Genomic DNA, 19,619 nt, shown 5'->3' with positions numbered 1-19,619 from the left:
TGCCGAGATTGTAGTAAGCAGTAGCTAAGTTGGGGTTGAGTTGAATTGCTTTTTGGTAGGCGGCTACTGCTGCATCTAATTTCTTCTGCTCTCTCAGGGCAATGCCGAGACCATTGTAAGCATCAGCATCGTTGGGGTTGAGTTGAATTGCTTTTTGGTAGGCGGCAACTGCTGCATCTAATTTCTTCTTCTCTCTCAGGGCATTGCCGAGATTGATGTAAGCAAAAGCATAGTTGGGGTTGAGTTGAATTGCTTTTTGGTAGGCGGCAACTGCGGCATCTAATTTCTTCTGCTCTTTCAGGGCAATGCCGAGATTGTAGTAAGTATCAGCATCGTTGGGGTTGAGTTGAATGGCTTTTTGGTAGGCGGCAACTGCTGCATCTAATTTCTTCTGCTCATATAGGGCATAGCCGAGATTGTAGTAAGCATCAGCTAAGTTGGGGTTGAGTTGAATTGCTTTTTGGTAGGCGGCAACTGCTGCATCTAATTTCTTCTGCTCTTTCAGGGCAATGCCGAGATTAATGTAAGCATCAGCTAAGTTGGGGTTGAGTTGAATTGCTTTTTGGTAGGCGGCAACTGCTGCATCTAATTTCTTCTGCTCACTCAGGGCAATGCCGAGATTGTAGTAAGCAAAAGCATAGTTGGGGTTGAGTTGAATTGCTTTTTGGTAGGCGGCAACTGCTGCATCTAATTTCTTCTGGTCACTCAGGGCATTGCCGAGACCGTTGTAAGCAGTAGCCAAGTTAGGGTTGATTTGCAAGGCTTTCTTGTGAGATGCGATCGCCTCCCCTTGTTTCCCTTGAGCATTTAGCACATTCCCAATACCCACGTAAGCTTCAGCATCATTAGGGTTTAGTTGTAACGCTTTCTGGTGCGCTCCTAATGCTGCATCTAATTTCCCCTGTCGCCGCAAAGCATTCCCCAAATTGTTATAAGCTTTGCCATTATTGGGTTCAAGCTGCAAAACTTGACGCCAAATTGTCTCCGCTTGGGAGTTGTTACCCACTGTTTCGGCAGCGTTGCCTTGTTGAAATAGCTGTTCTATATTGTTTTGAGCAACTACAAGCTGGGGTGTCGTAGTCAAAGATAGAATTAAAAATAAATTAGTAAATATACGGTTGTGCATAATCATGCTAATACGTTTTCAGATTGTATCAGGGGCGACGGAAAAATCGCCAAAAACCGGATGAATTTTTAATACATACTCGTGAATGAACCTCAGAGGATGAATGAACAAGTCCTCTTCTTGGTAGCAAATACTTTGATATCCCCCTAAATCCACGCCACCTGCTTCTCCCTTAACGCTAGCCTCTCCCTTTGGGAGAAGGGGAGACGCTGCGCGTAGCTTGCTTCCCCGGAGGGGTACAAGTCGGGAAACCGCAAGGGCGCAGTGGCTCCCCTTAAACAAGGAGGACTTTGACTCCGGTTCCCCCCTTTTTTAAGGGGGGTTAGGGGGGATCTAGAACTGCCTAAAATCACAGCCAACCACTTTTCAAACATCCTCTCAGAGCTTCGTGAATGAACCTCAGAGCTTCGTGAATGAACCTCAGAGCTTCGTGAATGAACCTCAAAGCTTCGTGAATGAACCTCAGAGCTTCGTCGATGAACCTCAAAGCTTCGTCGATGAACCTTAGAGCTTCGTTGATGAACCTCAGAGCTTCGTGAATGAACCTCAAAGCTTCGTCGATGAACCTCAGAGCTTCGTCGATGAACCTCAGAGCTTCGTCGATGAACCTCAAAGCTTCGTCGATGAACCTCAAAGCTTCGTGAATGAGTCTTTGATACTCGTGGATGTAGTTTGTAGCTGAGTTTAATACAGACCTAACCCCCAGCCCCTTCTCTACTAGCGTTGGGGAGTAAGATTCAAAGCCTCTCTCCTAAAAGGCTACGGTACACAAGTCTTGTCAGGTTGCCCCACAGCCTTTTGATCCCCCCAACCCCCCTTAAAAAGGGGGGCAAAAAATTCTCAAAGTCCCCCTTTTTAAGGGGGATTTAGGGGGATCTTACGATGTTTTACATAGTGTGTAGAGATGTGTGTACACCGTAGCCTAAAAGGAGAGAGGTCAAAGTTTATTACATACAAAAGCGATCGCTTAAATAATTCTTACCATCCGATATATTTTTTCTTCAAGCTGACAAATTGCTTTTAAAACTTGTAGCAACTGACTTGAACGCTCTCTTTCCATTAAATTTAATTCTGGCAACAGATAATAAATCGGGGGATTTCCTTTTGATATGCTAAATTAGTTAACCAAGTAACGCACCAGCTTCATCTCGTCTGTTAAGGTGCGTTAGCCTAGGGCATAACACACCCTACTAAAAATTATTAAGTATCGTATTTATTCTGTCCTTTAACCGGATTCATCCACACTTCTAAGCGACTAAACGCCTGTGAAGAAAGTAACGTCAAACATAAATAAACCACCGCTACACCTGCGTAAATCTCAAAGGCGCGATAATTGTCAGCAACAATTAACTGTCCTTTACGTAGTAATTCTTCAAACCCAATCACAGAAACTAAACTAGTATCTTTCAATAAACTGATAAACTCATTACCTAAAGGTGGAATCATCCGCCGGAAAGCTTGGGGAAAAATTACATAACTCATGGTTTGTATAGAACTCAAACCTAATGATTTTGCTGCTTCTGCTTGTCCTGGTTCAATTGATTGAATCCCCGCACGCACAACTTCGGCAATGTATGCAGCGCTATTTAAACTTAAGGCAATTACCCCAGCTACCAAGCGATCAAAAGTAAATGTAAAACCAAGTTCTTGCGAAATTGCTGGTAATCCAAAGTAAATCATATAAATTTGCACCAGCAAAGGCGTTCCCCGAAAAAAATCTACATACGCCCTCGCCAACCAACGCACAGGTGCAATATGAGAAAGGCGGACAATACCAATCAGCGAACCTCCAATTAAACCAAACACCACAGAAAGCATCGTCAATTGCAATGTTACCAATGCACCCTGCAATAAACTTGGAAAAGCCTGTGAAATCACGCTAATTGAAGTAAATATTTTAGGTGCGTTAGTGTTAGTGTGATCCTCAAATGGTGATTTAGCTGGTAGTGATGGCGGTTGGGCTTTAAACCATTTTCGGTAAATTTGGGCATAAGTGCCATTTTTTAGCACCCGATCTAAACCATCATTGATTAATGCCAAATTGGGCGAATTTTTAGCTGTAGCAATGCCGTAAAACTCCTCTGTCAGCAATTGCTGTACTATTTTAATTCCCTGAAGATTACCTGTATTAATAGCATATAAAGTAACAGGTGCATCATTAATTACCGCATCCACATTACCATTGAGCAATTCTTGCAGGGCTAGAGGTGCTGAATCAAAACTCCGAATTTGTACCCCAGGAATACTCTTAGCCTTTGCAGCCCCAGTTGTACCAATTTGTACCGCAATTTTTTTATTTGTGAGACTGTCAAAGCCAGTAATATTTGGATTGTCTGCGCGAATTGCGATCGCTAACCCAGCCTTAAAATAGGGACGGGAAAAAGAAACAGTCTTCGCCCTCTCCTCTGTAATCGTGATCGAACTAATGGCCGCATCTACCGTTTTGGCTCCTAAAGCTGGGATAATGCCATCAAAAGGCAGACTTTGAAAATCAACTTTAAACTTAGCAGCAAGTGCAATCGCATTCATCAAATCAATAGAAAAACCCTGCAACTCACCACCTTGTCCTTTAAACTCAAAAGGTGGAAACGCAGGTTCCGTAGCAACCCGCAGAGTTTTCCCCGCGCTAGAGTTCACAGCACAGCTAACCAGTAACAAACAGCTAAAACTTATAACTAAAGATAAGCGCAGCCAACGGATAAAACTAAATTTAGCCATATTATTTTCTCTCTCCCTCTGCGTTCTCTGCGCCTCTGCGGTTCGTTAAAAACCTTACAATCAACTGTAGAGCAGCTTGACATAAGTAATGAACAATACCATCCCCGCGATTATTTTTGACAATATCGAAAAAAACTTTGGTTCCCTGAAAGTCCTCAAAGGAATCACCGGCGAAATCAACCGAGGAGAAGTCATTGCAGTTATCGGTTCCTCCGGTTGTGGTAAAAGTACCCTACTACGCTGCTTCAACCGCTTAGAAACCATTGACAACGGGCGTTTAATAATCAACGGTATTAACTTATCCCGACCCACTGTCAACTATAGCCAACTGCGGCAACTACGAACACAAGTAGGCATGGTTTTCCAACAGTTCAACCTGTTTCCCCATCTCAGCGTCCTGAAAAATATGACACTCGCCCCTCAGAAAGTATTGGGTAAAACACCGAGAGAAAGCGCCCAACTAGCGAGATTATATTTAGAAAAAGTTGGCTTATCTGATAAAGCATCTGCTTATCCCGAACAACTTTCTGGCGGACAAAAGCAACGAGTAGCGATCGCCCGTAGCTTATGTATGAATCCCCAAATCATGCTATTTGACGAACCCACCAGCGCCCTAGATCCTGAACTCGTCGGCGAAGTTCTGCAAGTGATGCAGCAATTAGCCGCAGAAGGGATGACAATGGTGGTTGTCACCCATGAAATGCAATTTGCAAAAGAAGTAGCCCATCAGGTGATATTTTTAGACAAAGGTATTGTCACAGAACAAGGCCCAGCCTATGAAGTATTGACTAATCCCCAAAGCGATCGCCTACGTATTTTCCTCAGTCGCCTGAACGTTAGATAGTTAGGAGTTATAAATTAAAGACTTCTTTTAAACTCAGCACTCTTCAAAGGTACTCACGCAAGAAATCAAAGGGATCATCTTCCCAACAAGGTTCAGGTATCAGCCAAAACAAACTCCTGTGGATGTCGGCTTCAATTTCATCACCGTCTTCTCTATCAAATAGTTCTATCAAAGCTGTCCAATCACGTTCTCTCAGAAACGTTAACGATGAGGCATATACCTGGAGATTATTTGAGTAATTCACGCGCAAAGTTGTGCTTTACAGCCGTAAAAAGTTAGTATAGAAATTTGTAAATAATCAGATTTTTGCTTTAAAAACCGCAGTTAAATAGTTATTTTGATACTATTAAATATCGACTACTCTTATGAGTGTCTCACAATTTAAATAGGACTGCTATAGTATTTATTACATAATTACAAGCTGAATTTACTCAGACTGGAAAAATCCTTGAGGCTGAGATTCGACTAATTCCACGCCAAAGACTTCCGCAAAGGATTGTGCTATGTAAAAACGCACTTCTTGGCAGGTGATACCTGGAATCCATTCGGCTAAACTGCCTACAGGTTTATCAGAAATACCGCAGGGTACAATGCGCTCAAATCCTGTCATGTCTGGACAAACATTTAACGCAAAGCCGTGCATAGTTATCCAACGGCTGACTTTAATCCCAATAGCCGCAACTTTTCGCCCTTGTAACCAAACGCCAGTAAAAGCCGGAATTCTTTCTCCCTGCAACCCATAAACTGCCAATACGCGAATTATTACTTCCTCAAGTTGCCGTAAGTACCAATGGAGGTCTTTACGATAACGTTGCAGATTTAAAATTGGATATCCCACCAGTTGACCGGGACAATGGTAAGTAACCTCGCCGCCTCGTTCCACTCGATGCACATCATACTGACTTTTGTCAATCTCAAATTTGATAAAATCTGAGTTCGATCCTTGCCCCAGAGTGTAGACAGGAGGATGTTCTAGCAAAATTAACACGTCATCTAGACTGGGGTCATGGATGCGCTCAGTGAGGAGCGATCGCTGCCATCTATGAGCCTCTAAGTAAGGCATCAATCCTTGGTTATACAACAAACAACGGTTTACGCGTGATTTCATACTATAGATAATGCCAAAAATCAACTGTATTGAGGACGAAATATATTTCAATTTAGAGGATTGCAGTCAACAAATGTTAAGTTTTGCAAAGGATTTTTAAGGAAAGTCAAGGGAACCTGCATTAGAAAATACAAAGTGCTAGCTTGAATATTAACCTCAATAGGTTTTAGGAGGAATTCTCTGCAATAAGCATCATGCCAAGACGATAAGGACGAATGCATTGGCTGATGACTCTTATAACATTGCTTGCATTTCAAACAGAATAAAACTTCCACAAAGACTTGTATTAAAACTAGCAAGCAAACTTCAACCGAACACAGAAGGAGCAACTATCAACAGTTCTGTAAACCTTGCTTTAAATAAGAAAGTAGTCACGGCAGCTACCATTCAGATTGCCTCACTCAAGAGTTGTAAGTGGATATCCAATTGGATACCAGCGCAGAGATGAGGAGGTAAATCAAGGTTATACTTGAGACAAACTCAGATGCAGCAAGCTTAGAGATAGCTTACTAGCAGTACATACAATATAGTTCACAATTTGTTTTGGCGGGAGTAATAGACCTTACCGCAACTTCTTTTCATACAAAGCAAATTCACACATCCAAATATTCAGCGGGAGAGTATTACATGAAGCTTGTCATCCACGGCAAAAATATTGAAATCACCGATGCGATTCGTGAGTATGTACATCAAAAAATTGAAAAAGCAGTTAGTCACTTTCAGAGCATTACAAATGAAGTGGATGTGCATCTTAGCGTCGCCCGGAATCCCCGAATTAATCCCAGACAAGCGGCTGAAGTAACTATTTATGCTAATGGTAGTGTTATTCGTGCTGAGGAAAGCAGCGAAAGTCTATATGCCAGCATTGACTTAGTTGCAGATAAAATTGCCCGTCAACTGCGGAAATATAAAGAACGTCGTCAAGATCAGAAAACTCATGCCCTACCAACAGAAGTAGTTGTTGCAGAATCGATAGTAACAGATTTAATTGGCGATCGCACCCCTGAATTGCCCAACGAAGTTGTCCGCACTAAATATTTTTCCATGCCGCCGATGACCCTTGCAGAAGCCCTGGAACAACTGCAACTCGTGGGACACGACTTTTATATGTTCCACAATTCTGAAACTGGAGAGATTAATGTAATTTACGAACGTAACCACGGCGGTTATGGTGTGATTCATCCCCGCAATAATAACGGCCATACTAACGGCAAGAATGGCAAGGCAAGCCACGCTAATATTGGCATGCCGGAAAAGTCGCATTTGAGTAAATAGAGACTGGGGATTAGGGACTGGGGACTAGGAAAGAGTTTCTCAATCCCCAGTCCCTAATTCCTCATTTCGCAATCTGTTGCAAAGTTTTCAGCGCTTCCTCAACGTGACCTTTAAAGTTAAACATTGAATCAAACACGTATTGCACAACTCCCTGTTGGTTAATAACGTAAGTAACGCGACCAGGGAATAAGCCAAAGGCTGCTGTTGCGCCATATAGCTTCCGCACTTGGTCGCCTTTGTCGGTTAACAGAGTAAAAGGTAGATTGTATTTCGCAGCAAATCGCTGGTGAGATTCGCTGGAGTCAGCACTCACGCCGACAACTTCAGCGCCAGCGGTTTTAAACACTTCATACTGATCGCGAAAGGCGCAAGATTCAGCCGTACATCCGGGTGTGTCGTCTTTGGGATAAAAATATAGGACAACAGCTTTTTTGTCACGAAAATCTTGGAGGCTAACTGTTGAGCCGTTTTGAGCAGGTAGAGTGAAATTAGGAGCAGTATCTCCGACTTTAATTGCCATAGCGAGTAGTGGTAATGACTTAACAAAATTTTACCTTGTATCCAAGTTTATAAATTTTGCTTGATTACCTGCATCAAGCGGGGTAGCTTAGATACTCATCTAACACAAAATTCCGCTTATGCGCCTGACTTCATTGGATGTTTTTCGCGGCATTACCATCGCTGCCATGATTCTCGTCAATATGGCGGGTGTCGCAGATAATGTATATCCTCCCTTAGCCCACGCTGATTGGCACGGCTGCACACCAACTGACTTGGTATTTCCCTTCTTTCTCTTCATTGTCGGTGTGGCGATGACTTTCTCGCTGTCAAAGTACACCGAAGAAAATAAACCAACCTCAGCCGTTTACTCGCGGATATTGCGCCGCGCCGCGATTCTCTTTGCCTTGGGATTGCTACTAAATGGCTTTTGGAATCAGGGTATTTGGACTTTTGATTTGAATAGTATCCGCATTATGGGAGTGTTGCAGCGCATCAGTCTTACTTATCTGCTGGCTTCCCTAGCTGTTCTCAACCTTCCCCGTAAAGCTCAATGGATACTAGCAGCAGTGTTACTCATCGGCTACTGGCTAACGATGACGTATGTCGCAGTACCAGAATATGGTGCGGGAGTTTTGACACGAGAAGGTAATTTCGGTGCTTATGTTGACCGCCTGATTATTCCGAAAGCACATTTATATAAAGGTGATGGTTTCAACTTTATGGGAGACCCAGAAGGACTTTTCAGTACTATTCCCGCGATAGTAAGCGTCCTCGCTGGCTATTTCACTGGTGAATGGATACGCAGTCAACCAGTACAGTCACGCACAAGTATCGGTTTAGCATTATTTGGAGTTGGTTGCTTAATTATTGGTTGGGCGTGGGGGTGGACATTCCCCATTAACAAAAAGCTGTGGACAAGTTCTTATGTAGTATTTACAACCGGTTGGGCATTATTATTGCTAGCAGCTTGTTATGAACTCATCGAAGTCCGGCTGATGCGTCGCTGGAGTAAACCTTTTGAAATTATCGGCTTAAATGCGATCGCTCTTTTCGTTGCATCGGTTTTATTGATTAAAATTTTAGTCAAAACCACTATTGGCACTAGCAAAGACGCTCCCACTACCTACAATTGGATTTACCAGAATTTTTTCCTATCTTGGGCGGGGGCGCTGAATGGTTCCCTGTTATTTGCCCTAGTCACCGTGTTGTTGTGGTGGGCTGTTGGTGTTCTGATGTATCGGCAACGCTGGTTTCTGAAAGTATAAAAAAGATTTTTGTTGTTATTTACGTTTTAGTGTTTTCAATGTTACAACAGGTGTTAAGTGATAGATTTGTAACACTTTAGGAACAAAGGCGATGTCTACGACGGACTACGCCTACGCAGCTTTATCTATATTATTGGCGCGTTAATCTGCGTTTTATTTGGCGAACTCATATCATGTCCGGCTGATTAGTTGTCATTGCGAACGAAGTGAAGCAATCTCCGAACCCTTGTGATTGCTTCGTTCCACTTCGTTCCACTCGCAACGACTATCGTAAGTTATTAAGCGGACATGATATCACTTAAGTTCTGATATCGTTTCTAACGGCAGAAGCGTATACAGACTGATCTGTGCGTTTAAAATTCTTATTTCTTCTAATTCACTAAATTAATCCATATAAAAATTGTGAGGTAATGGATGCGTCGCCTGAAATTTTGGGTATTTTTGCCAATTGCCTTGATATTCGGCTGCTCAAATCAACTGCTTCAATCTAACCCCTCTGTAGCCAACTCTAACCCCGCAGTAGTTGAACAAACTAGTCCAACTTTATTAGCAAAGGCGAGTTACCTTTCACCATTGGAACAACAGGTAATTGTTGAAACAAATAAGGTAAGAACAAATCCTAAAGCATACCTGCCAATTCTGGAAAACTATAGAAAGCGCTTTCAGGGGAACCGAGTCAAAATTTCTAATAATACCTATTTGCGAACTCAAGAAGGAGTCAAAGCAGTTAATGAAGCGATCGCATTTCTCAAATCAGCACGTCCGATAGGAGCCTTGAGTGCATCTAAGGGTATGTCTTTAGGAGCAAAAGACCACGTAAAAGACCAAGGGCCAAAAGGTGTTACAGGTCATGATGGTAGCGATGGTAGCAACCCATTTACACGCATCAACCGCTATGGTAAATGGCAAACAACCGCAGGCGAAAATATCAGTTATGGCCCAAACACCGCTCAAGATATCGTTATGCAATTAATTATTGATGATGGTGTGAGCGATCGCGGTCATCGAAAAAACATTTTTAACGGCGCTTTTAAAGTCTCTGGTGTTGCTTATGGAACTCACAAATCATATAGAACAATCTGCGTGATTGACTATGCTGGAGGGTATAGGGAAAGATAATTTGCGATCGGGAATAGGCAGTAATATACCTGGCGATTAGAAATCGCGGTTACACAAATCAAGTCCCCCGGCGCTGACTCAAAGAATTTGAAACCCGCTTAGGGGGGTTTTGTTTGTGTAGATGCGGTTTTTAACTGCCCATTTAGCTATTCCTCCGCAAACCAAGCACCATGAAACCCATAAGGCACCCGTTGGGGAATTATCACCCGCGCCACAGGTTCAGCCGTTATATCTTGGGCATTCACCACTACTAACTCTGAAATATCTGAACCCTCATCGTGGACGAAAGTCATCAGCCAACCATCATCCTCAGCCGTTGCACCAGGACGCGGCGCAAACACAGCTTCACCACCATAGCGCCCCTGTCCAAATTCATGTGTTTGGGATTTTTCACTGTTGAAGTCGTATTTGATGATACCTTCAAATAAAGGCAGGGGACTGTTTGCCACTTTGTTAGTGTAGCCATATCGGTTTTGTCGTCCCAATCGGTTTTCATTGACGCGGGGAAATTCGGAAGCTATATCATCCAACATCTCTTCACGCACTGTCCCCGTGCTGAGGTGAAACCGCCAGCGATGCAAACGGGGGATATTTCCGTCTGGGTCGGGTTGCGAATCATCAGAACTCAAAACACTAGTAGAACTCATGCGACAGGCGATAAGCACTACTTCGTCTCCCTCTTCGTAAGCGTTGAGGGTATGGAAGACGTAGCAAGCAGGACTTTCAAACCAGCGGATATTACTGTTGTCACCGTGACGTGGTAAAATACCAAAGCGACTAGAGCGATCGCGCTCAAACATCATTACAGGTTCTCCCCGTTGCGCTCTTTCTAGGTTAAAAGTCAGCGGCAAATCCATGAAAATCGTGTAGTTTTCAGTGATGGCGAAATCGTGCATCATCACTCCTATCGGCAGGTCAATTGGCACTGTCTGCAACAGTTTGCCTTGTGCTGAAACTACACTATATTGCAGGTAGGGTGGCGCAAACAGAGAATAGCCAAAGAAGATCATTTCCTCTGTAACGGGGTCTACCTTGGGATGGGCTGTGAAGGCAGAAACCAGCTTGCCATTGTAGCTATACTCCCCAATGGTTTCTAATTCCGGCAGCTTGATGGCGTGAGGTTTACCCCCCTCGTTCAGCGCCAACATCTGACCAGCGTGCCACACTAAGGCAGTATTGGCAGTATTTTTGTAGCCACCGTGGGGGTTGTCCATCTGCCGTGGTTCCATCAACCCAGTCCAGATAGCTTTACCTGCTTCTCGTTCTTTTTTCCATCCGCCTGTCTGGACGTAGCGGTTACGATAAGTGGCTATGCCGTTGCTAATTTGCACACCATGCAACATCCCATCCCCATCAAACCAGTGATATTGACCGATAGGTGTCCATTGAGGGTTAGGGCCATTCCGCACAAACATCCCTGATAGGTCAAGGGGTAATTCACCGATGACTGACAATTTGTCGGTGGTGATTTCTTCATGTACTGGAGCAAAATTGCCATCGAGATACGGATTGACTGCTATTGTTACCATTGTCTTGATTTGACTATAAATTCGGGTTTGCCATCATGCCCACGTAGAATTTTTGAAGGCCTTGTGGAATTTTTGTAATCGGTCTACAAATTAAACTTTTTTCTCTAGCTGTTTAATTCGTTTTATTTGTAGGAGGTTCCACTCATCTTCAGAATAGGGTGTGCTAAACCAGGTATCTAATATTTCTTTAGCGATCGCTTCTGTAGTTGCACGTAAACTTAATGCAAGGACATTTGCATGATTCCAGATGCGGGGCCCGCGTGCTGTCTCGGCATCATGGCACAATGCTGCACGTATCCCTGAAACTTTCTTTTCCCACGGTCGATGTAACTTTGACTAAATTACTCAAAGGAATCATTTGATTCTTTTGGGAACGAACGTACAGTTTACCAAGGGCATTAGACCTCTTGCAAAAGTCCCCTAACACCCCACCCCCAGCCCCTCCCCGCTCTTCGGGAGGGGAGACTTTGACGTAAGTCAAAGGCGGGGTGGGGTTCTTTTTTTGATTTATGCAAGAAGTCTATTGGTTATTTCCCCCCTGCTCCCCTCCCCTTCTACTCCCTCATCTCCCGTCTTCAGCTAAGGCTTCTGACTAGCCGCTTCTGCCGGTGCAGGTGTGATGTGAGCGCCATTAGTGAGGCCGAGAATGCCGGAAACAACAATTTTTTCCCCAGCTTTTAGCCCTTGGATAACTTGATAATTATTCCCCTCAATCACTCCCAATTTCACGGGCTTTTGTTGAGCTACTAGGTTAGGCGCTCCAGGTTTAGACTTTTCTTGCGGTTCTTGAGCCACAAATACAAAAGTCTCCCCACCCAAGCGAGATATTGATGTAACTGGAATTAAGATTCCCGGATGTTCGTTCCAGATTACTTTGGTTTGCACTGACTGAAGATTGAGCAATCGATTTCTCGAATTGCCAAAGTTGGCTTTCACCAAAACTGTCTGCGAATCTAAAGTGGCATTTGGGGAGATAAAAGTGATCTTACCCGTTGCTATGGCTTTATCTTGGGCGTCCAGCATTTGTATTGGTAATCCCAAGCGCAACTTTTTGGCATCGGCTAGCGGAACGGAAATATTCAGTTCTAAAGAGTCATTTCTAGTCAGTGTAGTCAGCTGATCTGCTTTTTCTACATAATCTCCCACTTTTGTGGGAATATCACCAACAATACCAGTGAAAGGTGCAAGGACTTTTGTGTATTGCACTTGGACTTGAGCAGCTTGGACTTGGGCAGCTGCTTGAGTTACTTGCGATTGCGCTTGGGCAATTTCTTCTGGGCGGGAACCATTTTCTTGTTGCCTTAAGTTTTGTTTCTGTTGTTCCAAGGCACCAGCTAGCTCATTGATACTAGAATTTCTGCTTTTGCGAACTTGGTCTAGGCGTTTCTGGGCTACGACTAGGGCGGCTTCAGCACTTTGCTGTTCTTTGACATATCCTTCTAGGACATCTTGGGAAACTGCACCCTCTTTTCTCAATTGTGCGTATCGCTTGGCTCGTGATTGTGCTAGTTCCACATCAGATTTAGCTGACTGAATTTGAGCTTCAGCTTGAGCAATTTCTTCTGGTTGCGATCCCGATTGGGCATCTCTAAAGCGAGCTTGGGCTTGGGTTAACTGCGCTCTAGCTTGGGCAACTTCTTCTTGTCGCGTACCCGCTTTGAGTTCAGCAAGACGTGCTAGGGCTTGTTGTAGTGCGCCTTTAGCTTGTGATAATTGAGCTTGGACATTCTCACTTTGCAAGCTAATAATGACTTGCCCTTGTCGAACACGGTTGCCCTCTTTGATGAAAATATCGGTAACTCGCCCTTCAACTTGTGGCTTGATAATTACCGAACGTGGAGCCTCTAAGGAGCCAATAAACTCCGAACTTTCCTGCACAGTTTCAGTTTCCACAGTTGCTAGCTTGACGGGAGTTGGCGGTTGAGCGGGTGCTGCTCCTGCTGCGGGTGCATTGCTAGCATTACTAGTTTGCCACCAGCGCCAACCAAAACCAACACCTGCAACTAACAGGATAATTCCCAAGATTAGGGGCCAACGCCGTTTTTGAGGTGGCTGAGGCGATCGCTGTGGCAATGGTTGCGACTCTTGACTAGAATCAGTGACAGCAGGCTGTTCTATTTCAATGGGAAGGGGAGAGTCAGGGAACTCAGAATGGGACATCTTCGTTTTCTCGTCTTGTGGATTTAGACTTGGGCAATCTACTCTTCGCTAAAAAAGCATTATTTGAATAGTTTTTTAGCCCTTTTTTCTCTATGTTGGTGACAAAATGTTTGGGTATTTGGGCGATCGCTCACGATGTCTAGCACCTAAAACAAAGCAATATCGTTTATCACATTATGGTTAATTTGTACACCCCTTAACTCCGATTATTTTCTTATTCAAGTGTAATTTATAAAACTTTTTTAGTTAGTATAAACCCAGTGCCTTAGCTCACAGAGAAAGCACGGTTCATCTTGTTGCAGGCAAGAGTGGACGAGTTTGTGCCGTCCTTGATGCTAAGTTTTCTATGAGTGTTTGCAAGCGCTTGCTTGCATTATAACCACATAGCAGACCATATTGGTATCAGCTATAGATGAGTTTATCGCTCTTGAGTAGTAGTGAATACTGATCTTAAGGAAGAAAAGTATCTGGAGCGATGCCTTCTCTTGTCCCAAGGGGAGACCAGGGCGAACGAGACGCTTGTCTGCGACAGGCTACGCGAACGACGGGCTACGCCGACGCTGATTAATTCAGCGCTATTAATCAAGGTTGCGGGTTTCATCTACTTATCCTCACCAAAAACGACGTGCAATCATCAATCAGTATTCTCTAGAGTCGTATTTTTGAGCAGTCTCAACTTCCTACAGTTAGTTCACCCAATCGGTTGATTTTTAACTCACCCAAATGGGTGATTTAATTTATCCTAATTAGGGTTTTGTTTTATGCTCCAATGCCCTTCAACCATCCACAACTGATTTTTGAGAATTCAATTTCGGTAAAATACCCACAGTTGATTTTCGGTTAGCAACAATATGAGAAAATAGCCACTCATACCGATCAAGCGCTTGCTCTAAGGAATAGTTTTCTTCGGCAAACTGTCTTCCTGTGTTACCTAGCTTCGTGGCTAGAGCAGGATTAGCATATAAATCATGCACCGCAGCGGCCATTGCATGGGGCGATTCTGGCTCAACAACTATCCCACCACCACTGAGTTCAATCGCTCTAGCAGCAGTACCAGTGGCGGGAACTGAACCCACTATTGGGCGACCACTCGCCAACAGCAGTGGTATTTTTGAAGGCATATTGAACGAAATCACATTGTGCTTTTGGACAATTAGCCCTATATCAGCTGCTGCTAGCATTTCGGGTAGTTTTTCTCGCGGCTGTAACGGTAGCAGCAAAACATTATCTGCTCCATTTAATAGACAATATTCTTGCAACCTTTGCAATGCTCTTGATTCGCCAACAATCACAAAGACAATATCCTTAATATGACGTAAGCAAACAGCTGCTTCTATTACTGTCTCTAAACCTTGGGTTAAAGCAATGTTGCCTGAATAAAGTACTACAAATTTTCCATTAAGTTGATGGCTAGATATCCAGGAGTTGTTCTCTTTCGCTAAGGGGCGGATGAAATTTACATTCACCCAATTGGGAATACAAACGATTTTATTTACAGGTACTCCCTTATTTACTAAATTCTCACGAAACCCATCAGCGATGACACTAATAGTGTGTGCAGTCCGATATGCAAATTTCTCTAGGGCTGCAAGAGTTCGGATCATCCACTTGTTTTTTAATAGCCCGATACGCACAGCAGCTTCTGGTAGAATATCTTGCACATTCAGAATTACTGGGCAATTGTATAACCAACCAAATATTGTTGCTGGTAAAGTACCTAGTAGCGGCGGAACTGTTAAGATAATCACATCGGGGCGTCCACCTTTAAAAGCTTGGGGTAAGCTCGTAAAAACAAAACTCAACTCCAATAAAAGCCGATCCACGAGGTTGGGTTTAGACTTAATTCGGAGGTAACTTCGTTGAATGGTGACGCCATTTTTTTGTTCAGTAACGTACCATTTACCCCGATATCCATCGTAAATCTGACGCTGAGGATAGTTGGGCATTCCGGTAATCACCCGCACTTGATGACCTCGCTTTACTAGTCCTTCTGCCAATTCAGTCATTAAGGGAGCAATTCCAATCGGTTCTGGATGATAGTTGTAGGAATAAATCAGAATGTGCATGAGCTATTTGTAAATTTTGTGAAGACAGTCTGAGATGAGCGAATTTATTCCTTAATAGCCAGTAGGGGCTGCTACTTTTATTACATGTTTGAACTTGTAAGATTGTTTGATTAAAGTTGCGTGAAACATTGTTTATGAATTTTCTTAGTGATTTTTAAAAGAGAATCTTTGTACTGCGTAAAACAGTTAGAAATCAAAATGCTACCTTGTATAAATAGGTTAGATTATTATAGACATCGGCTTTATTTTCTGGTGATTATGGCAATAGTTGGTCTGATTGTTTCTGAACTAATGCCTAAATTTATACTTGGGGGATTGTAGCATTATATTCACGGTTGTGCATAGAACCCTCATTCCGCCTTTTAAACTGGCACATGAAGTATTTTTAAGCAAGTCAACAGTATTGTATTCTTTGGGGAGAATGCCAATTTTTTGAGTAGTTAAAAGGCGCTGACCAAAACAGTGCTGAGTAATGAATGCTGAGATAAAAGTAAAATTAATTGCACTCATCACTGAGCTTTATAAAAGTGTTGATGACGAATTAATAGACCATGTAAACGATAATTGCTATAACCCCACCAGTTCAGTGAACTAGTAGGGTTAGAATAGAGATTCAGTAAATTTGGCGAGCTCTGACTAGAAAGCCCTAATTTCTAGAAAGAGGCTTGCTTTTTCTTAAAAGTTGAACCTACACCCAAACCAGCAAATGCTAGCAAACCCAAGAGAGAAGCAGGCTCAGGCACTTTGGATACTTGAATAGAGCCAGAATTTTGATCTAGTGTTGTTGACGTTCCTTGTTGATCGACATCCTGACGTAATGCCAAAGAGTCGCCAACCGTTCCCTGAAAGAAATATTCTCCAATTACACCCGTTCCTCCGGCGACATCAAAGGGGCCAAATAATGTCTGAGTGGAAGTATCAAAATTGAAAGCGAAGAAGCTAGATTGTGACACTCCACCACTAACGGTGTTATAGGTTCCCAGAAGATTTTTAGATGCGTCTAAGAAGGAGACATTCAAGGATTGTAAAAAGTTGGTGGCTCCACTACCAGCTTCTGAAATGATTGTTGGTGCTGTAGTTTCGTCGTAGCTGAATGAACCTGTTGCTGAATAACCAGCATTACCTAGCCAGTTAAAGTTGAAATCAACAGCTTGAGCCGGGTTGTTACTACTAGCAGCGATCGCTACACTAAGAGCAGTACTGGTTGCTGCGATCGCGGTGATTTTGGCGAAAATATTTTTCATGGTTATAACTCTAAAATTGATTGAAATGATGCAAATATCAATGCATCAAACAACACTAAGCTTACGATAGAAAGATATATCCGTAAATACCGCATAAAATACGGTATGTAATGTAATGAATTTATGAAGAGAAGCACTTTTTTTATAAAGTTTTGCATAAAATGTCAAGTCTATAGTGATGTCTGACGACAAACCCCTCCGCGTCTACGCTTCTTTCACTCTGGCTTAACTTACATTCCTCATTTATCGTAAATTAAAGGGTTTAAGATCCCTGCATTTACACGTAGCCCAGTTACTCTAGGGGATCTTGCAAAAGTAGGGGTTTAAATTCCCGTCTGTTTGCGTAGCGTGCCGCAGGCAAAATGTCTTTAATGTTGAATTTGGAATTGTTAACTATGGGGTTTCCCCTTATCCTCTTCGATGAACGATTCAGCTAAAAATTACGAGCGATCGCTAGATAATAACTGATAAAGTTGAGCTACGCAAAGTTGAAAACAGTGTTATATGCCTGGGTTTCTATTAGAAGTTGGTACAGAAGAACTACCTGCAAGTTTTCTCAGTGATGCTTTAGTGCAATGGCAGGAACGCATTCCCCAAAGCCTAGAAGCAAACAGTCTCAAGGGCGAAAGTGTCCAGGTGTACGGTACTCCCCGGCGGCTGGCGGTAGTGATTAAAGGTCTACCATCGCAGCAACCAGATCGAGAAGAAGAAATTAAAGGGCCTCCCGCCCAAGCCGCCTTTAAAGATGGTCAGCCGACTGCTGCTGCTGTCGGCTTTGCCAAAAAGCAAGGTGTGGAACTGGATGCGCTGTTTGTTCGCCCCACTGACAAAGGGGAATTTGTATTTGTGCAAAAAAGAATTCCCGGTCGTCCTGTGGCGGAAATTTTGACAGAACTTGTTCCCCAGTGGATTTGGGGGTTAGAAGGTAAGCGGTTGATGCGTTGGGGGAATGGGGATGCCAGGTTTTCCCGACCTATTCGCTGGCTGGTAGCTTTGTTAGATCAGACGGTGCTGCCTCTAGAATTAGTAAATGGTTCTAAAACGATTCAGAGCGATCGCATTTCCCAAGGTCATCGTGTCTTGCATCCTGAACCTGTGACAATTGCCCAAGCTAGTGATTATGTTACCGCCCTCAAGTCTGCATCTGTCACCGTTGACCCAGAAGAACGGGCAAATCTGATCAAAGAGCAAATAAATGCAGTAGCAGAGAATTTAGGCGGGTATACAGTAATTTATCCCGATTTGTTAGCGGAAGTAACCAACCTTGTAGAATATCCTTCCGCAGTTGTCGGGAAATTTGAACCAGAATTTTTGGAATTACCAACTGAGGTAATTACTGAAGTTATGGTTACTCATCAACGTTATTTTCCTGTATTCAAACCAGGGAGTTTTGAGCAAGAATTATTGCCTAATTTCATCACCATTTCTAACGGCGATCCCCAAAAATCAGATATTGTTGCTGTCGGGAATGAAAGGGTAATTCGTGCCAGATTAGCTGATGGCAGATTTTTCTACGAAGCTGATTTAACTAAGCCAATAGAAAGCTTTTTACCCCAGTTAGAAAAAGTCACTTTCCAAGAAGAATTGGGTTCGGTGCGTGCCAAGGTAGATAGAATAGTTAAAATTGCCGAGCGAATTAGCAGCCAATTAGAATTAGACGAAAATCAAAGCCAAAGAATCCAACGTGCTGCTTTATTATGTAAAGCAGATTTGGTGACACAAATGGTGTATGAATTCCCCGAATTACAAGGCATTATGGGAGAAAAATATGCCTTAGCCAGTGGTGAAGATGCCGAAGTAGCAAAGGCAATTTATCAACATTATTTGCCAACGGGAGCCGGTGATGTCTTACCTGGAACACTCACGGGTAAAATTGTCGGTTTGGCAGATAGATTAGATACTTTAGTGAGTATCTTTGGTTTAGGTTTAATTCCCTCCGGTTCCTCTGATCCCTTTGCCTTGCGCCGTGCTGCCAATGCTGTAGTTAAAATTACTTGGTTTGATAATTTGCCGATAAATTTAGATGATTTATTGAAGCAGATAGCGACAGACTTCGCAGCAAAATATCACAAAGAACAGGTATCGTTAACCACAGCATTACAAGAGTTTTTCTTGCAACGCATCCGCACTTTATTGCAAGAAGAAAAACAGATTGATTACGACTTGGTAAATGCAGTTTTGGGAGAAAATGATCCAGAATACACAGAACGGACGTTAAAAGATTTATTGGATGTACGCGATCGCGCCGTATACTTACAACAAATCCGCAACGACGGTATTTTAGATAACATCTACGAAACCGTTAACCGTTCCACACGATTAGCCGCCCAAGGTGATTTAGATACAAAACATCTTTTACCAACAACCGTAGTTCGTCAAGAATTATTCCAAAAGCCCTCTGAGATAGCTCTGTATAATGCGCTAATAGAATCAGTACCGCAAACTCAAGCAGCACAGCAGACACGAAATTATCAACTGTTAGTAGCAGCACTCACAAAAATTGCTCCGGCAGTTAGTAACTTCTTTGATGGCCCGGATAGCGTTTTAGTTATGGACTCCGATCCAGAAGTTAAGCGTAATCGATTACATCTGCTGGGATTAGTTCGCAATCATGCCCGTGTTTTAGCTGACTTCGGTGCGATCGTCAAAAATCTGTAGCGTAGG

General features: G+C 43.1%; 16 protein-coding genes. 5 read left to right on the top strand and 11 right to left on the bottom strand.

Annotated elements, in window-relative coordinates; all coding sequences use genetic code 11:
* The 3 genes from V7K62_RS19130 to V7K62_RS19120 all read right to left on the bottom strand — a co-directional run.
* On the bottom strand, window positions 1-1,084 hold a 1,084-nt coding region (locus tag V7K62_RS19130; RefSeq protein ID WP_334866722.1), incomplete at its 3' end, for a tetratricopeptide repeat protein.
* 391 nt (window positions 1,085-1,475) lie between these two features.
* On the bottom strand, window positions 1,476-1,760 hold the full coding sequence (locus V7K62_RS19125; RefSeq protein ID WP_334866720.1) for a hypothetical protein: 285 nt from the start codon (window positions 1,758-1,760) through the stop codon (window positions 1,476-1,478).
* Between the two features lie 566 nt (window positions 1,761-2,326).
* Complete coding sequence (locus V7K62_RS19120; RefSeq protein WP_334866718.1) at window positions 2,327-3,844, bottom strand: ABC transporter permease subunit; 1,518 nt, start codon at window positions 3,842-3,844, stop codon at window positions 2,327-2,329.
* Window positions 3,845-3,932: 88 nt separating this feature from the next.
* Between V7K62_RS19120 and V7K62_RS19115 the strand changes: the two genes are divergently transcribed.
* Window positions 3,933-4,688, top strand: coding sequence for an amino acid ABC transporter ATP-binding protein (locus V7K62_RS19115; protein ID WP_334866716.1), 756 nt, complete (start codon window positions 3,933-3,935; stop codon window positions 4,686-4,688).
* 43 nt (window positions 4,689-4,731) lie between these two features.
* Here V7K62_RS19115 and V7K62_RS19110 read toward each other — a convergent pair whose 3' ends face one another.
* Window positions 4,732-4,932 carry a hypothetical protein gene (locus V7K62_RS19110; RefSeq protein ID WP_334866714.1) on the bottom strand — a complete coding sequence of 67 codons (201 nt, stop codon included), beginning with the start codon at window positions 4,930-4,932 and terminating at the stop codon, window positions 4,732-4,734.
* A 183-nt stretch (window positions 4,933-5,115) separates the two neighbouring features.
* Window positions 5,116-5,796: a lipoyl(octanoyl) transferase LipB gene (lipB, locus tag V7K62_RS19105; RefSeq protein ID WP_334866712.1), complete on the bottom strand. Its 681-nt coding sequence runs from the start codon at window positions 5,794-5,796 to the stop codon at window positions 5,116-5,118.
* A gap of 627 nt (window positions 5,797-6,423) precedes the next feature.
* Here lipB and hpf point away from each other — a divergent pair.
* On the top strand, window positions 6,424-7,071 hold the full coding sequence (gene hpf / locus V7K62_RS19100) for a ribosome hibernation-promoting factor, HPF/YfiA family (protein WP_334866710.1): 648 nt from the start codon (window positions 6,424-6,426) through the stop codon (window positions 7,069-7,071).
* A gap of 61 nt (window positions 7,072-7,132) precedes the next feature.
* Here the strand turns inward: hpf and V7K62_RS19095 are convergent, their stop codons facing one another.
* Window positions 7,133-7,591 carry a peroxiredoxin gene (locus V7K62_RS19095; RefSeq protein ID WP_292726686.1) on the bottom strand — a complete coding sequence of 153 codons (459 nt, stop codon included), beginning with the start codon at window positions 7,589-7,591 and terminating at the stop codon, window positions 7,133-7,135.
* A gap of 118 nt (window positions 7,592-7,709) precedes the next feature.
* On the opposite strand from V7K62_RS19095, the gene V7K62_RS19090 reads away from it, so the two are divergent.
* The gene (locus V7K62_RS19090; protein WP_334866708.1) at window positions 7,710-8,837 is read left to right on the top strand and encodes an acyltransferase family protein; all 1,128 of its coding nucleotides are present in this window, start codon (window positions 7,710-7,712) and stop codon (window positions 8,835-8,837) included.
* A gap of 414 nt (window positions 8,838-9,251) precedes the next feature.
* Window positions 9,252-9,956: a CAP domain-containing protein gene (locus V7K62_RS19085; RefSeq protein ID WP_334866706.1), complete on the top strand. Its 705-nt coding sequence runs from the start codon at window positions 9,252-9,254 to the stop codon at window positions 9,954-9,956.
* 146 nt (window positions 9,957-10,102) lie between these two features.
* On the opposite strand, the gene V7K62_RS19080 is transcribed toward V7K62_RS19085, so the two are convergent.
* From V7K62_RS19080 to V7K62_RS19060, 5 genes are all read right to left on the bottom strand, one after another.
* Window positions 10,103-11,485, bottom strand: a complete 1,383-nt coding sequence (locus V7K62_RS19080) for a carotenoid oxygenase family protein (RefSeq protein ID WP_334866704.1) — start codon at window positions 11,483-11,485, stop codon at window positions 10,103-10,105.
* Between the two features lie 90 nt (window positions 11,486-11,575).
* Window positions 11,576-11,770: an RpiB/LacA/LacB family sugar-phosphate isomerase gene (locus V7K62_RS19075; RefSeq protein WP_442937309.1), complete on the bottom strand. Its 195-nt coding sequence runs from the start codon at window positions 11,768-11,770 to the stop codon at window positions 11,576-11,578.
* Window positions 11,771-12,064: 294 nt separating this feature from the next.
* Entirely contained in the window at window positions 12,065-13,645 is a 1,581-nt protein-coding gene (locus V7K62_RS19070) for an efflux RND transporter periplasmic adaptor subunit (protein WP_334866701.1), read from the bottom strand.
* Window positions 13,646-14,421: 776 nt separating this feature from the next.
* The gene (locus V7K62_RS19065) at window positions 14,422-15,711 is read right to left on the bottom strand and encodes a glycosyltransferase family 4 protein (RefSeq protein WP_334866699.1); all 1,290 of its coding nucleotides are present in this window, start codon (window positions 15,709-15,711) and stop codon (window positions 14,422-14,424) included.
* Between the two features lie 653 nt (window positions 15,712-16,364).
* Window positions 16,365-16,955: a PEP-CTERM sorting domain-containing protein gene (locus V7K62_RS19060; protein ID WP_334866697.1), complete on the bottom strand. Its 591-nt coding sequence runs from the start codon at window positions 16,953-16,955 to the stop codon at window positions 16,365-16,367.
* A gap of 504 nt (window positions 16,956-17,459) precedes the next feature.
* Between V7K62_RS19060 and glyS the strand changes: the two genes are divergently transcribed.
* Window positions 17,460-19,613, top strand: coding sequence for a glycine--tRNA ligase subunit beta (gene glyS, locus V7K62_RS19055; RefSeq protein WP_334866695.1), 2,154 nt, complete (start codon window positions 17,460-17,462; stop codon window positions 19,611-19,613).
* Window positions 19,614-19,619: the final 6 nt, after the last annotated feature.

Source organism: Nostoc sp., from assembly GCF_036917935.1.
In the GTDB taxonomy this organism is placed as follows: domain Bacteria; phylum Cyanobacteriota; class Cyanobacteriia; order Cyanobacteriales; family Nostocaceae; genus Nostoc.
The sequence above is the reverse complement of the archived record's forward strand: the minus strand, read 5'-3'. Positions and strand labels throughout refer to the sequence as shown.

Coding starts and splice junctions, on each gene's coding strand:
- hpf (WP_334866710.1), top strand. CDS start 6,424: ATGAAGCTTGTCATCCACGGCAAAAATATTGAAATCACCGATGCGATT.
- lipB (WP_334866712.1), bottom strand. CDS start 5,796: ATGAAATCACGCGTAAACCGTTGTTTGTTGTATAACCAAGGATTGATG.
- V7K62_RS19060 (WP_334866697.1), bottom strand. CDS start 16,955: ATGAAAAATATTTTCGCCAAAATCACCGCGATCGCAGCAACCAGTACT.
- V7K62_RS19070 (WP_334866701.1), bottom strand. CDS start 13,645: ATGTCCCATTCTGAGTTCCCTGACTCTCCCCTTCCCATTGAAATAGAA.
- V7K62_RS19065 (WP_334866699.1), bottom strand. CDS start 15,711: ATGCACATTCTGATTTATTCCTACAACTATCATCCAGAACCGATTGGA.
- V7K62_RS19085 (WP_334866706.1), top strand. CDS start 9,252: ATGCGTCGCCTGAAATTTTGGGTATTTTTGCCAATTGCCTTGATATTC.
- V7K62_RS19115 (WP_334866716.1), top strand. CDS start 3,933: ATGAACAATACCATCCCCGCGATTATTTTTGACAATATCGAAAAAAAC.
- V7K62_RS19080 (WP_334866704.1), bottom strand. CDS start 11,485: ATGGTAACAATAGCAGTCAATCCGTATCTCGATGGCAATTTTGCTCCA.
- glyS (WP_334866695.1), top strand. CDS start 17,460: ATGCCTGGGTTTCTATTAGAAGTTGGTACAGAAGAACTACCTGCAAGT.
- V7K62_RS19095 (WP_292726686.1), bottom strand. CDS start 7,591: ATGGCAATTAAAGTCGGAGATACTGCTCCTAATTTCACTCTACCTGCT.
- V7K62_RS19120 (WP_334866718.1), bottom strand. CDS start 3,844: ATGGCTAAATTTAGTTTTATCCGTTGGCTGCGCTTATCTTTAGTTATA.
- V7K62_RS19090 (WP_334866708.1), top strand. CDS start 7,710: ATGCGCCTGACTTCATTGGATGTTTTTCGCGGCATTACCATCGCTGCC.